At 66.7% G+C, this 14659-nt stretch carries 9 protein-coding genes; 3 read left to right on the top strand and 6 right to left on the bottom strand.

The window, feature by feature from the left end:
* Positions 1–175: 175 nt before the first annotated feature.
* Both aceB and aceA read right to left on the bottom strand, forming a co-directional pair.
* Positions 176–1873 carry a malate synthase A gene (gene aceB / locus IEX71_RS03415; RefSeq protein ID WP_188835524.1) on the bottom strand — a complete coding sequence of 566 codons (1698 nt, stop codon included), beginning with the start codon at positions 1871–1873 and terminating at the stop codon, positions 176–178.
* Between the two features lie 255 nt (positions 1874–2128).
* Entirely contained in the window at positions 2129–3421 is a 1293-nt protein-coding gene (gene aceA / locus IEX71_RS03420) for an isocitrate lyase (RefSeq protein WP_188835525.1), read from the bottom strand.
* A gap of 120 nt (positions 3422–3541) precedes the next feature.
* On the opposite strand from aceA, the gene IEX71_RS03425 reads away from it, so the two are divergent.
* Entirely contained in the window at positions 3542–5116 is a 1575-nt protein-coding gene (locus IEX71_RS03425; protein ID WP_188835526.1) for a helix-turn-helix domain-containing protein, read from the top strand.
* Positions 5117–5225: 109 nt separating this feature from the next.
* Here the strand turns inward: IEX71_RS03425 and IEX71_RS03430 are convergent, their stop codons facing one another.
* From IEX71_RS03430 to IEX71_RS03445, 4 genes are all read right to left on the bottom strand, one after another.
* Positions 5226–8759, bottom strand: coding sequence for an ATP-binding cassette domain-containing protein (locus IEX71_RS03430; RefSeq protein ID WP_188835527.1), 3534 nt, complete (start codon positions 8757–8759; stop codon positions 5226–5228).
* 277 nt (positions 8760–9036) lie between these two features.
* Positions 9037–9972 (bottom strand): glycine betaine ABC transporter substrate-binding protein, encoded by a 936-nt coding sequence (locus IEX71_RS03435; RefSeq protein ID WP_188835528.1) that lies wholly within the window; start codon positions 9970–9972, stop codon positions 9037–9039.
* A 29-nt stretch (positions 9973–10001) separates the two neighbouring features.
* Positions 10002–10913, bottom strand: a complete 912-nt coding sequence (locus IEX71_RS03440; RefSeq protein WP_229749425.1) for an ABC transporter permease — start codon at positions 10911–10913, stop codon at positions 10002–10004.
* Positions 10910–12205, bottom strand: a complete 1296-nt coding sequence (locus IEX71_RS03445) for a quaternary amine ABC transporter ATP-binding protein (RefSeq protein WP_188835529.1) — start codon at positions 12203–12205, stop codon at positions 10910–10912. Before IEX71_RS03445 ends, IEX71_RS03440 begins: the two co-directional genes overlap by 4 nt.
* Before the next feature lie 320 nt (positions 12206–12525).
* Between IEX71_RS03445 and IEX71_RS03450 the strand changes: the two genes are divergently transcribed.
* On the top strand, positions 12526–13749 hold the full coding sequence (locus tag IEX71_RS03450) for a serpin family protein (protein ID WP_188835530.1): 1224 nt from the start codon (positions 12526–12528) through the stop codon (positions 13747–13749).
* Positions 13750–13947: 198 nt separating this feature from the next.
* Positions 13948–14658: a 30S ribosomal protein S16 gene (gene rpsP, locus IEX71_RS03455; protein ID WP_444542663.1), complete on the top strand. Its 711-nt coding sequence runs from the start codon at positions 13948–13950 to the stop codon at positions 14656–14658.
* Position 14659 lies beyond the last annotated feature (1 nt).

A 14659-nucleotide genomic window follows, 5' to 3' on the forward strand; every position in this document is an offset into this window, starting at 1 on the left:
GACACACCCGCCGACGGCCGCTGCCATCTGCAAGCACCCGCGCGCCCACCACCTTCGGCGAGAGGCTCAGAAACACCTCGAGAGGCCCAGGAAATCAGGCAGATTTCGCCTGATCTTCTGGGCCTCTCGAGTGTCAGGTGAGCCTCTCGGCGAGAGCGGGTGGGTGTCTGTTCGGTCAGGCGGCGGGCTCTGCCGAGCCCGCCGCCGACTGCTCGACCTGCTCGGACTGGCGCAGGTCCTCGCGGGTGTTGGGCTGCTTCATCCGCAGTGCCTGCTCGGTCAGGTAGCGCACGTAGGCGTAGTTGGTGAAGAAGCCGGGCAGGTAGTCGCTGAGCGCCGTCACCTCCAGCACCTCGCGCGCCGCCTGGTAACGAGCGGTGGCATCCGCGTCGAGGCCGCGCGTCAGCTTGGCCATCTCCTCGTCGATCACCCGGTCGAGCAGCTCGCGGGTCACGTGCGGGCCTTCGGCCAGCTGCGACTCGTGGTGGAGCCACTGCCACAGCTGAGCACGCGAGATCTCAACAGTCGCAGCGTCTTCCATCAGGTTGTCGATAGCCACGGCGCCCGTGCCGTCGACCCACGACGCCAGGTAGCGCAGCGCCACCGAGACATTGGTGCGCACACCGCCCAGGCTGATCGTCTGCTGCGTGCCCTCGAGGGACACCAGGTCGCGAGCGTTGACACCGACCGCCCGGCGCAGCGAGCGCTGGTCCGTCCGGTCACCGAGGATGCTCTTGTATGCCGCCAGGCAGGTCTCCACCAGGGCCGGGTGCGCCACCCAGGAGCCGTCGAAGCCCTCGGTCGCCTCACGCTGCTTCTCGGCGGTGACCTGAGCCAGCGCGCGGTGCCGGGACTCCTCATCCTGACCGGTCGGGTTGACCGCGGCCGGACCACCGATCGCGTAAGCCCAGCGCTTGTGGCAGGTCGCGATCAGCAACTGCGTCAGCGACCGCAGGATCGGCGTGGTCATGGTGATCTTGTCGCGATCGGGCAGCACGAACTCGTCGCCGCGATGTGAGAAGGTCCGCACGTAGCTGAAGATGTAGTCCCACCTACCGGCGTTCATTCCGCTGCAGTGCGAACGCAGTTCGTAGAGGATCTCGTCCATCTCGAACGCCGCCGGCACGGTCTCGATCAGCACCGTCGCGCGAATGGTGCCCTGCGGTATGCCGAGCTCCCGCTGCGCGAGGACGAACACGTCGTTCCACAACCGTGCCTCGAGATGCGACTCGATCTTCGGCAGGTAGAAGTAGGGGCCGGCACCGTTCTGGATCAACTGCTTCGCGTTGTGGAAGAAGTAGAGACCGAAGTCGAACAGCGACGCTGAGATCGGGCGGCCGTCGATGGTGATGTGCTTCTCGCACAGGTGCCAGCCGCGCGGTCGCATGATGATCGTCGGGCCGTCACCGTCGGTGGTCAGCGTCGCGCCGTCCGACGACTTGTAGCTGAGGTCGCCGCGGATGGCGTCATACAACGTGATCTGACCGTCGATGATGTTCTGCCACGAGGGGGCGACGCCGTCCTCGAGGTCGGCGAGCCACGTCGAGGCGCCCGAGTTCATCGCGTGCGCCGCGGTGCTGGGGGAGGCCGGTGCGATGAGTTCGCAGCGACGGTCGGACAGACCGGGCGCGGGCGCCGCGACCTTCCAGGTCGGGTCGGCACGGATCGACGCGGTCTCGGGCAGGAAGTCCAGGTCCGCCCCGGCGCTGATCTCCTTGGCGCGGGCACGTCGCTGCGCGAGCAGCTCTGCGCGCCGACCGGCGAAGGCGCCGTCGAGTGTGGCTACGAAGGCAAGAGCTTCCGGGGTCACAATCTGGTCGAAGCGTGGGTGCTTGGTGCCGTGCACCACTGGAGTGCCGTGCGTTTCACACATGACAGGTGTCCTTTCCGGGTTGCGAATTGCCTTGTTGTTGCTGATGTTTCGGTGAAGTTTGGGTTTACCCGGGGCTGCACAGCCGGAGCCAGGTGACTGTGCAACCCCGGGTAAGTAGGGGTGGTCGGCGCTCAGGCCGATCGGGTGAAGCAGCTGATGCCGTCGTGTCGACGATCGGAGGAGTGAGCTTGCGAGCTCATCCGCGAGGAGACACGACCAAGGGCACCAGGTTCTGATCAGCCGCGAAGCGGGTGATCAGAACTGAGCCGCTTCGGTGGAACCCTTGAGCGCGGTGGTGGCGCTGTCGGGGTTGAGGGCGGTGGAGACCAGGTCGAAGTAGCCGGTGCCGACCTCGCGCTGGTGCTTGGTCGCGGTGTAGCCGCGCTCCTCGCTGGCGAACTCCTGCTCCTGCAGCTTCACGTAGGCCGACATCTGCTCACGGGCGTAACCGTGGGCCAGGTCGAACATCGAGTAATTCAGGGCGTGGAAGCCGGCCAGGGTGATGAACTGGAACTTGAAGCCCATGGCGCCCAGCTCGCGCTGGAACTTGGCGATGGTGTCGTCGTCCAGGTGCTTCTTCCAGTTGAACGACGGGCTGCAGTTGTAGGCCAGCATCTGGTCCGGGAAGTCCTTGTGAACGGCGTCCGCGAACTTCTTGGCCAGCTCCAGGTCCGGGGTGCCGGTCTCCATCCAGATGAGGTCGGCGTACTCGGCGTAGGCCTTCGCACGGGCGATGCAGGGCTCGATGCCGTTGCGGACCTTGTAGAAGCCCTCAGCGGTGCGCTCGCCGGTGAGGAACTCGCGGTCGCGCTCGTCGACGTCCGCGGTCAGCAGCGTGGCTGCTTCGGCGTCGGTGCGGGCGATGACGACCGACGGGGTGCCGGAGACGTCCGCGGCCAGGCGGGCGGCGTTCAGGGTGCGCACGTGCTGCTGGGTCGGGATCAGCACCTTGCCACCGAGGTGGCCGCACTTCTTCTCCGAGGCCAGCTGGTCCTCCCAGTGCACGCCGGCGGCGCCGGACGCGATCATGTTCTTCATCAGCTCGAACGCGTTGAGCGGGCCACCGAAGCCGGCCTCCGCGTCGGCGACGATCGGGACGACCCACTCGTCGACGGTCTTGATGCCCTCGGAGAACTCGATCTGGTCGGCGCGCATCAGTGCGTTGTTGATGCGGCGCACGACGGCCGGGACGGAGTTGGCCGGGTAGAGCGACTGGTCGGGGTAGGTCTGGCCGGCGAGGTTCGCGTCGCCGGCGACCTGCCACCCGGACAGGTAGATGGCCTTGAGGCCGGCCTTGACCTGCTGCACGGCCTGGTTGCCGGTCAGCGCGCCCAGCGCGTTGACGTAGTCCTCGCTGTGCAGCTTGTCCCACAGCTGCTCGGCGCCGCGCTTGGCGAGGGTGAACTCCTCCTGGACCGAGCCGCGGAGCTTGACGACGTCACCTGCGGTGTAGTCGCGCTTGACGCCGGCCCAGCGGGGGTTGCTGTGCCAGTCGTTCTGCAGGGCAGTCTCCTGCTCGGTGGTGCTCGGCTGCTGCTGGGTGCTCATAGCTCCTGCGGTCCTTTCGCAATGTGCGGTGCTTCGTGAGTCCTACTTTGGGGTAACCACAACCTCGAAAAACAGGGACTTTTGATTAAAAAAACGACGATTTTGCGATACTGTCTGCGGATGGCCCGAGTTTCACCACCCACGGACGACGAACGTCGTGTCAAAAACACCTCTTCTGTGACGGCGACCACACGGAGGTCCGATCCGGGGCGGCTGACCAGCCCCGAACCGAAGTCCGCTGTGAAGGAATCGGCCGATGCTCCCGATGCACTGACGATCGGGCGGCGCATCCGGCACGTCCGCCAGGAAGCCGGTCGCACCCTCGGTGACGTCGCAGAGGCTGTCGGGATGTCGACATCGGCACTGTCGCTGATCGAGAACGGCAAGCGCGAGCCGCGCCTGTCGGTCGTGTCGGCGCTCGCCGGCGAGCTCAACACGCCGTTGCCCAAGTTGCTGTCGACCGCACCGCCGAGCCGCCGTGCAGCTCTGGAGATCCGGCTCGAGCGTGCGCAACGCCTTCCGTCATACGAGTCGATGGGCCTGCCGCGGGTGAAGGTCAGCCCACGACTGCCTACCGAGGCCCTGGAGGCGCTCGTCGGCATGCACGAGGCGATGGCGTCCGCGCGTGCGGACAGTGCGGCGACCCCCGAGCACGCGCGTCGTGCGAACGCACAACTGCGCGAGCGGATGCGTGCGGCCGACAACTACTTCGGTGACATCGAGGAGGAGGCCGGCGAGCTGCTCAAGGCGATCCACCATCCCGGTGGGCCGATCAGTCGCGCAGCGGTCGACCGGATCGCCGGTCACCTGGGTTACAAGCTCGTGCACACCTCCGACCTGCCCGGCTCGACCCGCACGGTGACAGACCTGCACAATCACCGCATCTATCTGCCGCAACCCGAAGCAGGACAACACGATTCGCGCTCGTTGGCGTTGCACGCGGTCGGCCACCTGATCCTGGGTCACCAACCGCCGCCGGACTACGCGGAGTTCCTGTCACAGCGGGTCGAGATCAACTACTTCGCCGCGGCGCTGCTGATGCCGGAGGGCGAGACCGTCGATTTCCTGCGCCGGGCCAAGGCTGAGAAGGACATCGCGATCGAGGACCTGCGCGACGCCTACGCGGTGTCCTACGAGACCGCCGCGCACCGGTTCACCAACCTGGCGACCCGGCACCTCGGGCTGCCGGTGCACTTCATGCGGATCAGCCAGGACGGCGTGGTCTACAAGGCGTACGAGAACGACGGAGTGCGCTTCCCGACCGATCCGATGGGTGCCATCGAGGGTCAGCGGGTATGCCGCTCCTGGACCGCACGGCGGGTCTTCGAGCAGCCGGACCTGTCGCAGGCCTATCAGGCCTACACCGATACCCGATCGGGCACCTACTGGTGCACTGCTGTCATCGATCGCACCAAGGATGGTCTTTTCGCGGTCAACGTCGGAGTGCCCTACCAGCACGTGAAGTGGATGCGCGGCCGCGAGACGACCGAGCGTGCGGTGTCGCGCTGCCCGGACCCCAGCTGCTGCAATCAACCGCCGAGCGGGTTGGCGGAGCGCTGGTCCGGCCAGGCCTGGCCGTCGGCGCGAGTGCACTCGCATTTGCTGGCCGCGATGCCGCCTGGAGTGTTTCCTGGCGTCGATGACACGGAGGTCTACCGGTTCCTGGAGCGGCACGCGACTACCGCGAGTAAGTGACGACAGTCGGCAGTCTGTCGCCCGGAATGGCTTGCTACCGCGAGTAAGTGACGACAGTAGGCATCTCGTCGCCCGTCACCGGCAGCAGCCGCCGTCACGCGGCAACGATTCAGCCGGCGAGGTGGTCCCAGCGGCTGCGCAGGTCGGTCCACGGCCCGATGTCGGTGATCACACCGTCCACCAGCACGACGACGCGGTCGGCCTGGCCCAGCGCGGCGCGTTTGGACGTCGCACCGATGACCGTCGTGTGCCGGGTGCGCAGCGCGTCCCACAGCTCGATCTCGGTGCTCGCGTCCAGCGCGCTCGAGACATCGTCAGCGAGCAACAGCTCGCTCTGCGTCGCCAGAGCACGGGCCAGCGCCAGTCGCTGCACCTGACCGCCGGACAGTCGCACACCGCGGTGGCCGATCACCGAATCGGGTCCGCCGGCTGCCTCGACGTCGGGCGTCAGCCGTGACGTGGCGACCGGCTCCTCGAAGGGCCGGTCGGCGTGACCCAGCTGGACGTTGTCGGCGAACGTGCCCGACAGCACACGCGGCACCTGCGCCACGTGGGCGACCTGAGCCGGCCGCAGGAACGCCTGCCCGTCGCTGACCTCCTCGTGGTTCCACTGCAGCGAGCCACTGTGCGACAACAGGCCCGCGAGCGAGCTGAGCAGGCTGGACTTGCCCGACCCGATCTGACCCAGCAGCAGCACGAACTCGCCGCGCTGCACAGTCAGGTCGACACCCGTGACGCCGATCGTCCCGTCGTCGTGTATGGCGGAGAAATCGCGAATCGTCAACTCTCGCAACGGATTGCGTGCGACCTTCGGCGGCTCCGGTGCGGTGCCCGCCAGCAGGTCGATGTCGGGGGACAGGCTGACCAGGTCGACGCCACCGGCGAACCGGCTGGTGGCCTTCTGCCACGCCCGCGCTCCGGGCGCCTCGGTCACGACGGCTCCGGCGACGCGGCCGAACCAGTCGAAGCCGCTGACGGCGTTGGCCACCAGGATGGCGGTCGCCAGCCCCCAGACGCCTTCGAGGAAGGCTGCCCAGGCGACGACGACACCGGCCTGCACCAGGATGATCGGGACGCCGTCGAGGACGGCGCGGACCCGGTGCTCGGAGATCGCCGCGTCGACGCGGCCGGCGTCGACCCGCTGCAGGTGTCGATGCACGTCGGGGGTGCGCGCGGCCAGCTTGACGGTGCGCGCCGACTCCAGTGCGGACACCAGGGCCCGGCCGAAGTTGGCCCGCGACTCCGAGGCCTTCGCGGCGGAACGTCCGGCGATGGGCCGACCCCCGGCGGAGGCAACGGCAGCGCCGACCATCACGCCCAGCAGGACCAGACCGGCCAGTACGGTGCCACTGATGATGGCGGTCACCGCGGCGATCAGCAGACCGTTGATGAAGTCGACCCACCGGTCGGCGTACATCGCGAACCGGTCGGAGTCGAGGGCGCGACCCATGACCTCGCCGGGAGGCGTCTTGGCCAACCGGCGCCCACGGGTCTGCCCGATCAGCACGGACATACGGGTGCGCAGCAGCACCTCGACCCACCACCGCGGATAGCGCCGGATCGCCTCGGAGAGCATCAGGGGGCCCGCGAGCAGGCTCACCACCAACAGGACGCCGAGGGTCGTCGGGGTGTGTCCGTCCTTGAGGTCCTCGACGGCATTGCCCCACACCAGACCGGTCACCGCGCCGAGCGAGCCGAGCAACGCCGATCCGAAGAAGAGCCCAATGGCGATCGCACCCCACCGTGGTGTGATCCGCAGCGCGTGGGCGACACCACGCGCCAGCGACGGGCCGTGACCCGGATCGACGATCTCGGGTGGGGGACCGGTGCGTCGCCGGCCGCCGACCCGGTGGCCGGGGTCGTACTGCTCGGCCCGCTCCTGCTCGTGCTCCTCGACCTCGTGGGCGGCGGAGGCCTCCAGCAAGGACCGGAAGGGACCTGCGGCGACGGCCAGTTGCTCCCGCGGCCCACTCTGCACCAGCCGGCCACGATCGAGCACGGCCACCAGGTCGGCCCGAGCTATCGTGCTCAACCGGTGCGCGACCAGCACCCCGGTGCGTCCGGACAGCAGTTGCTCGGCGGCCGACACCACACGTCGTTCGGTGAGCGGGTCCATTCGCGCCGTCGCCTCGTCGAGCACGACGACCCGGACGTCTCGCACGAGGAGGCGAGCGAAGGCGACCAATTGCTCCTCACCGGCCGACAGCGAAGTGCCGCTCGCGCCCAGCACGGTGTCGAGCCCGGCAGGGAGTCCGTCGACCCAGTCAGTGAGACCGAGCCGCTCGACGGCGTCCACGATCGTCGCGCGCGAGATGTCCGCGAAGAGCGCGATGTTCTCGGCAAGAGTGCCGACCAACAACTCGGTGCGCTGGGTGACGACACCGACGGACGAACGCAACTGTGCGAGGTCGAGCGTGGTGACATCGGCGCCGCCGAGGAAGACCATGCCCGGCGGTGGCTCGACGGCACGCGACAAGAGAGACGCCAGCGTGGACTTGCCGGAGCCGGTGCGACCGACGAGTGCCACGGTGTGCCCGGCGGGGACGTGCAGCGTCAGATCCTGTATGGCGAACGAGCCCTCGTCGTAACTGAATTCGAGGTTTTCGAGCTGTATGTCGAGAGGCGTCTCCGGCAGTGCCGCGCCGCCGGTCGGCTCCGGCTCGACCGACAGCATCTGGCGCAGTCGGATCATTGCGCCGATGCCGGTCTGCAGGTCGGGCAGGTGCCGCGCGGTCATGTCGATCTGACCGACGAAGGTGGTTGTGACGAGGAAGAGGGTCACCACTCCGGCGATGGACATGCCACCGCTGGAGACGAGCGCGATGCCGACCAGGCCGATGCCTGCCAGCAGGCCGTGCAGCAGCACGCTGGCGCGCAGGGTGAGCAGCCACTCCAGGTCGAGCACACTCTTGAAGCGCTCGTGAATGACGGCCGAGAGACGAGCGAGTCGGGCGATGGCGAACGGCTGGCCGACGCTGGTGCGCAGGTCGTCGGCGCCGGCGATGCTCTCCTCGAGCGCGGCGGCGTGGTCGGTCCAGGAGATCTCCTCGGCGACCTTGCGCCGTGCCAACTCGCCGAGCTTCGGCTTGATGACCAGGAAGGTGACGCTGGCGATGGCCGGGAACAGCAGCCACGCGGGCCACCAGGTGAAGCCGGCGATGAGCCACATCGGCACCAGAGCGACGAGTGTCTGAAGCAGACGCCACACCTGCTGGCGCAGCAGCGTGCCGACCTCGTGTGTGTCGTCGTCGACACGATCGAGCACCTCACCGACCGCTTGCTCCGACAACGCCGAAAGTGGTTGGTGCAGAGCGGCATCCAGCAGGTCGGCACGCAGCGTGCCCTCGGCACGGTCGATGATGGACGCCCAGAAGAAGCGACCGATGGTGTCGAGGATCGCGCCACCAACGACACACAGCGCGAGCAGCGTCACCAAGGTGCTGGTCGGGTGTGCGGCCAGCCGGCCGGCCACCACGGTGCCCAACACGACCCCGATCGTGCCGAGCACGAGCACCACCATGGTGAGGGTCGTTGGTATGCCGGCGAGGCGTCGCCAGCCGAGCTGTCGACGATGATCGTGCGGGGGAGTGACCGGCGGCCTGGTGACGGTGCCGTCGGCTGCACGGGTGGCGGTGGAGGTCATCGTCCGTCAACGCTACGCGGAAGCACTGACAGGCGCATTCGCATTTTCTGCCGCCGCGGGCGGATGTGAGATCTCGAGATCTCGATACGCGGCTCGTCCCTCACCGCTACTCGATCCACCAGTACGCGGCTCGTCCCTCACCGCTACTCGATCCACCAGTAGGCCGCTCGTTCCTCGCGGCTACTCAGGACAACGCGCGACCAGCAAGTGTGACGAAGGGCACGAAATCGACCGTCGGTCAGTCGATTTCGTGCCCTTCGTCAAAGGGACGGGAAGGTCAGTCCTTCAGGTCCTCCAGCGAGCTGATCTTCATGTACTTCGGCACCGCGATCGTCAGCGGTGCGCTGTCGTACCACTTGACGATCTTGGTCAGGTCGTCGCCGTACTTCTTCCAGTAGGTCGCGTGCGTTGACGGCAACCAGCTGTCGAGGTAGAGGTCGACGTCGCCCTTGGACAGTCCGACGTAGACCGGTCCCGCGTCGGAGACCTGGGTCATCTTCACCGTGTAACCCTTGCCCTCGAGGATCTTCTTCCACAGGTGTGTGGTGGCGACGTCCTCGTCCCAGTTGATGTAGCCGATGTTGATCGACTTCTTGCCGGCCTTGGCGGTCACGCCCTTGGACAACCCGTCGACCCAGCTCTTGTTCTTCTTCATCCAGGCGTCGACTCCGGCCTCGGGGTCGTCCTTGTGCTTGCGCAGCACGAGTTCTTCCAGTGGCGCCAACGTCGCGTCGGTCATGTGGAAGTTCTTGATCATCGCGTTGACCTCGGGGAACTCCGACGCGAAGTTCTTGGTGCCGAGGGCGTAGATGCCGTCCGGCTTGCCCATGGCGCCCTTGGGGTCCTTGAGGTCCTTGATCGGGAAGGCGCTGTAGGCCCAGTGCGGACGCCACAGCGTGACGACAATCGGTTTCTTGGCGTCGGTCGCCTTCTTGAGTGCCGCGAGCATGCTGGATGTGGTGGAGGTCTGCAGCGTCCAGTCGGACAGTCCGTATTCCTTCAACATGCGCTGGGTGGCCATCGTCAGGCCGGCGCCGGGCTCGATGCCGATGATCTTGTGGCCGACCTTGTCACCCACGCCGCTGCCGCCTCCTGACCCTCCGGAGCCCTTGGAGCCTCCGCCGGAAGAGCCAGCCGTGCCGCAAGCACTGAGCAGGCCACCGACGCCGAGGGCCGCCATGCCGCCCAGGACGTTTCGTCGAGTTTGTTCCATCAGTTTCTCCTCTAACTTGTGAAGGTTGCTCAGTTGACGCCGCCGGCGGACATCGCAGCTTGGCCCCGCGTTCGGCTCCGCACCTTCTGGATTTCGGCGGCGAGTCCGAGGTTGCTCTTGCTCAGCCCGTCGGTGACGCGGTCCAGGAAAATGGCGAGGATGACGACGGAGACCCCAGCCTCCACACCAAGGCCGACGTCGAGCTGGGACAGGGCTTGGAAGATTTTCTGACCGAGGCCCGGCGAGCCCACGACACCCGCGATGACGATCATCGACAGCGCGAGCATGATCACTTGATTGATGCCGGCCATGATGTTGGGCAGCGCGAGCGGCATCTGGATGCCGCGGAGAACTTCACGTGGCGTGGCGCCGAAAGCCTGGCCGGCCTCGACCATCTCCGTGTCGACCTGCCGGATGCCGAGTTCGGTCAGTCGTACGCCCGGCGGCAATGCGAATACGACGGTGGCGATGACCGCGTTGGCCGGGCCGAGACCCATCAGGAAGAGCCCGGGAAGGATGTAGACGTAGGGCGGCAGCGTCTGCATGAAGTCCAGGACGGGCCGAACGGTCGTCGAGACACGCCGTGAACGGGCGGTCCAGATGCCGAGTGGGACCGAGATGACGATTGCAAGGACACTGGCGACCACGATCTGACCCAGAGATTGCATCGCCGGTTTGAACTGGTCGAATCCATCGATCAGGAGGAAGCCAACGACTGCGAGTAACGCTGTTTTCCAGCCACGTGCCAACCAGGCGATGATGGCGAACGCGATGATGAGTCCGATGACGGGGACATTCAGCAAGCCGTCGGTTATCCAGTTGACCGGGTGGTTGATCACTGATGCGAGGCCGTCGAAGAACCCTTGGCAGTTGTCCTGCAGCCAGTTGACGAAGTCGTCGGCCCACTCACCGAGGTGGATGCGAGGCATGACGGTGCTCACTGGTCTTCTCCTGCCGTCGTCTTGGTCAACAGGTCATTCGCAGTATTACCCGATGGAGGGTTTCCACCTGCTTGCGGCTTCGGTGCGTCATCGGTGTCGCGAACGCCGGTTTCGTGAGCGTCCACCTGGCCGAGCGCGGCCAGCAGTGTCACCCGCGGTATGACGCCGCGCAGCTTGTTGTCCGCGTCGACCACCGGGAGCGGGAGACGCACACTCGCGGACGGTGTGAAGAGGTGCGCGGCCTGCTCGTCGACGGACACCGCGGTGTCGATCGGCTGCACGAGCGACTCGATGGTCTGGAGCTCCCGGTTCGCGGCGACCGCCTCCTCCATCACGTAACCCTGGAGGGTGCGGTCGCGGCTGACGACATACAGGCCGCGCTGCTGGTGCTCGCGCATCAGCTTCTGTGCGGCCTTCGGACCGTTGCCGATGCCGAGAGTGGCGACCGGCGGCTCCATGATCGAGCCGGCGGTCAGCACCCGGGTGCGGTCGACGTCGGCGATGAACTGCGCGACGTAGTCGTTGGCTGGGTCGGTGAGGATCTGCTCCGCGGTGCCGATCTGCACGATCCGGCCGTTGCGCATCATCGCGATGCGGTCGCCGATGCGCATGGCCTCGTTGAGGTCGTGGGTGATGAAGACGATGGTCTTGCCGAGCTTCTGCTGCAGCTCGATCAGCTGGTCCTGCATGTCGCGACGGATCAGCGGGTCGAGAGCGCTGAACGCCTCGTCCATCAGCATGATGTCGGTCCCGGCGGCGAGTGCGCGGGCCAGACCGACACGCTGCTGCATGCCACCGGACAGCTCGCCCGGCCTCTGGTCGGTCCAACCGTCGAGGCCGACCATGCTGAGCGCCTCGCGAGCCTTCTCGTTGCGCTCGCTCTCGCGCATCCCCTTGATCTTCAGCCCGTAGGCGGCGTTCTGCAGCACCGTCCGGTGCGGGAAGAGCGCGAAGTGCTGGAAGACCATGCTGATGTGCTCACTGCGGGTCTTGCGCAGTTGGGCGCCGCCCATGGCGCTGATGTCCTCACCGTGGATCAAGACCTTGCCGGAGCTCGCGGGATGCAAACCGTTGAGCATCCGGATCAAGGTGGACTTGCCGGAGCCGGACAGGCCCATGACGACGAAGATCTCGCCCTGCTGGACCTCGAACGACGCGTCGATGACGGCGGGGGTTACGCCGTATTTCTCACGCAGTTCCGCGGCGTCGGCGCCTTCTTCGAGTCGCTTCACCACCTCGTCCGGCCGCCTACCGAAAATTTTGTACAGGTGTTGCGCCTCAAGCACCGACACGCCGATATTCCTCCTGCTGATACAGCTTGAACCGGCCGGGGACCACGGTGACCGGACACTCCACCGGACCACAGATCGCACACATATCCAAATTTTCCGGGCAGATCGTTATCTCGCAGTTACGAAGGGAAACTGCCCGAGAGCAACCTCCCCACGCCGGTGTGCGTCTTCCTCACAGAACCGTCGGACACGTCCAGCAAGGGGAAATCATGAATCGTCGTCAGGCTCTGCAATCACTCGCGCTGGTGTCTCTCGGCACCGCTTTGGCGGGGTGTTCGTCCAGCTCTGCGAACGGATCGAAGACCGATGGGAAAACGTCTGTGCCTACTGGGAATTCGCACCCCACGGTCGCCCCTGACACGGACGGTGTGCTCGCCGTCAACGCGGCCCGGATGGCACCCGGGCCGAACGCCCGCGCCGCCGCCGATCTGACAGATTTCGGCGTGCGGGTCCTGCTCAAGACGGCCACGATCGGGCCGACCGACAATGGCTCGATCAGCCCCTATTCGATCTACACAGCGCTGGCCATGGCCGACGCCGGCGCACGAGGGACCAGCCGTCAGCAACTGGCCAAAGTGCTCGGCGGCGACCAGCAACGGCAAGCCGGCAACATCACCGCCATCGACGCCGCCGTGGCGAAGGCGGTCAAGGACAGTGCGGCACACAAGGACACGGCGGCAGTCGTGCAGGCCGCGAACTCGTTGTGGCCGGACAAACGACTGGCGGTGCGCAAGGACTACCTGCGCGAGCTCGCGACCGGTTACGGCGCGAAGATGCACGTTGTCGACTACCGGAACGATGCCGCGGGAGCGCTGAAGGAGATCAACGGCTGGGTCAGTGACCGCACCCACGGGCTGATCCCGAATCTGTTGTCGCCCAAGGAAGTCACCTCCAGCAGCCTGCTGGAGCTGGTCAACGCCCTCTACCTCAAGGCGTCGTGGCAGGAGGAGTTCGGTGACCCGAGCTCGCCCCGGCCGTTCACGACCGCTGCCGACAAACAGGTCAAGGTGGGCTACATGACCGCGAAGGCGCGGATGCCCGTCGCGGTCGGCGACAATTGGCAGAGCGTCACCATCCCGTATGTCGGAGGCGGCCTGGCCATGACGGTCATGCTGCCCGCGAAGGGCGCGTTCGGCGCCATACGAAAATCGTTGGCGAAGGTGCTGCCGAAGGCCGTCCAGGGCAAGGCCGACGGCACGGTCACCCTGTCGATGCCGCCGTTTTCGATCGACACGCACAGTCAGCTGGCGCAGGCGCTGCAGGCCCTCGGCATCCGGCAGTTGTTCACGCCCGGCGCGGACCTGTCCGGCATCGCCGGGAAGCCCGGTGAGATCAAGATCGGCTCGGTCACTCACCAGTCGGTGGTCAAGGTCGACCGGCACGGCACGGAGGCGGCCGCCGCGACCGGAGTCGGGATGGAGGTCGGGGCCGCGCCGCCGCAGCTGCCGAAGAAGATCGAGGTCGACCGTGCCTTCTTCTTCGCGATCCACGACACCCAGACCGGTGCCCCGCTCTTCCTCGGTCAGGTCGCTGACCCGAGCTAGCGCCGTGTGCCGCTCGCGGAGTGAGTTGCACCGATTGGGCAGCAGGCCCACGCTCTGGCAGAATGAACGGCGTACTCGTGCGCCCGTGGGCCCTCTCACCTGCGGTGTCGCACGCCTACCCCCGAGCAACGGTTCCCCGGTGTGTCCCCACCCCGGTCTCGCCGCTGCTCTTGAAACATGTTGAAGGAGACCACAGACGTGGCCGTCAAGATTCGTTTGAAGCGCTTCGGCGCCATCCGCAACGCTCAGTACCGCATCGTCGTCATGGACTCGCGCACCAAGCGCGACGGCCGGGCGATCGAAGAGATCGGTCTCTACCACCCCAAGGAAGAGCCGAGCTTGATCAAGCTGGATTCCGAGCGTGCACAGTACTGGCTGGGGGTCGGTGCGCAGCCGACCGAGCAGGTCGCCGCGATTCTCAAGGTGACCGGCGACTGGCAGAAGTTCAAGGGCGAGCCGGGCGCCGAGGGCACCCTGCGGTTCGCCGAGCCGAAGCCGGACAAGAAGGCGCTCTACGAGGCTGCTCTGGCTGCCGCGCAGAACGCCTCCGACGAGGGCGGTAAGGGTTCGGCGACGACCACCCGCAAGAAGGCCGAGGTCAAGGCTGACGAGACCAAGGCCGAGACGAAGGCCGACGACACCAAGGCGCAGGAGCCGAAGGCCGCTGAGGCCACGGCGCCGGCCGCGATCGCCGATGGTGGTTTCGGTGCAGACTCCGCCGCACCGCTCGAGGACGGCGCTTCGCCGGACCCGAAGGTGTTCGTCGTCAAGGGCAACAAGGACTCGATGAAGTACCACACCACTGACTCGCAGTGGTACGAGTCGACGGTTGCCGAGGTGTGGTTCAAGACGGCCGAGGCCGCTGAGGCTGCAGGCTTCGCCGCGCCGGGTGCCAAGTCCGAGGCCTGAG

Origin of the sequence: Flexivirga endophytica, assembly GCF_014640635.1 — a bacterium.
Lineage (GTDB): Bacteria > Actinomycetota > Actinomycetes > Actinomycetales > Dermatophilaceae > Flexivirga > Flexivirga endophytica.

Excerpts from the sequence above, each read along its gene's own strand:
- IEX71_RS03435 (WP_188835528.1), bottom strand. The coding sequence starts at position 9,972 with ATGGAACAAACTCGACGAAACGTCCTGGGCGGCATGGCGGCCCTCGGC.
- IEX71_RS03430 (WP_188835527.1), bottom strand. The coding sequence starts at position 8,759 with ATGACCTCCACCGCCACCCGTGCAGCCGACGGCACCGTCACCAGGCCG.
- IEX71_RS03425 (WP_188835526.1), top strand. The coding sequence starts at position 3,542 with ATGGCCCGAGTTTCACCACCCACGGACGACGAACGTCGTGTCAAAAAC.
- aceA (WP_188835525.1), bottom strand. The coding sequence starts at position 3,421 with ATGAGCACCCAGCAGCAGCCGAGCACCACCGAGCAGGAGACTGCCCTG.
- aceB (WP_188835524.1), bottom strand. The coding sequence starts at position 1,873 with ATGTGTGAAACGCACGGCACTCCAGTGGTGCACGGCACCAAGCACCCA.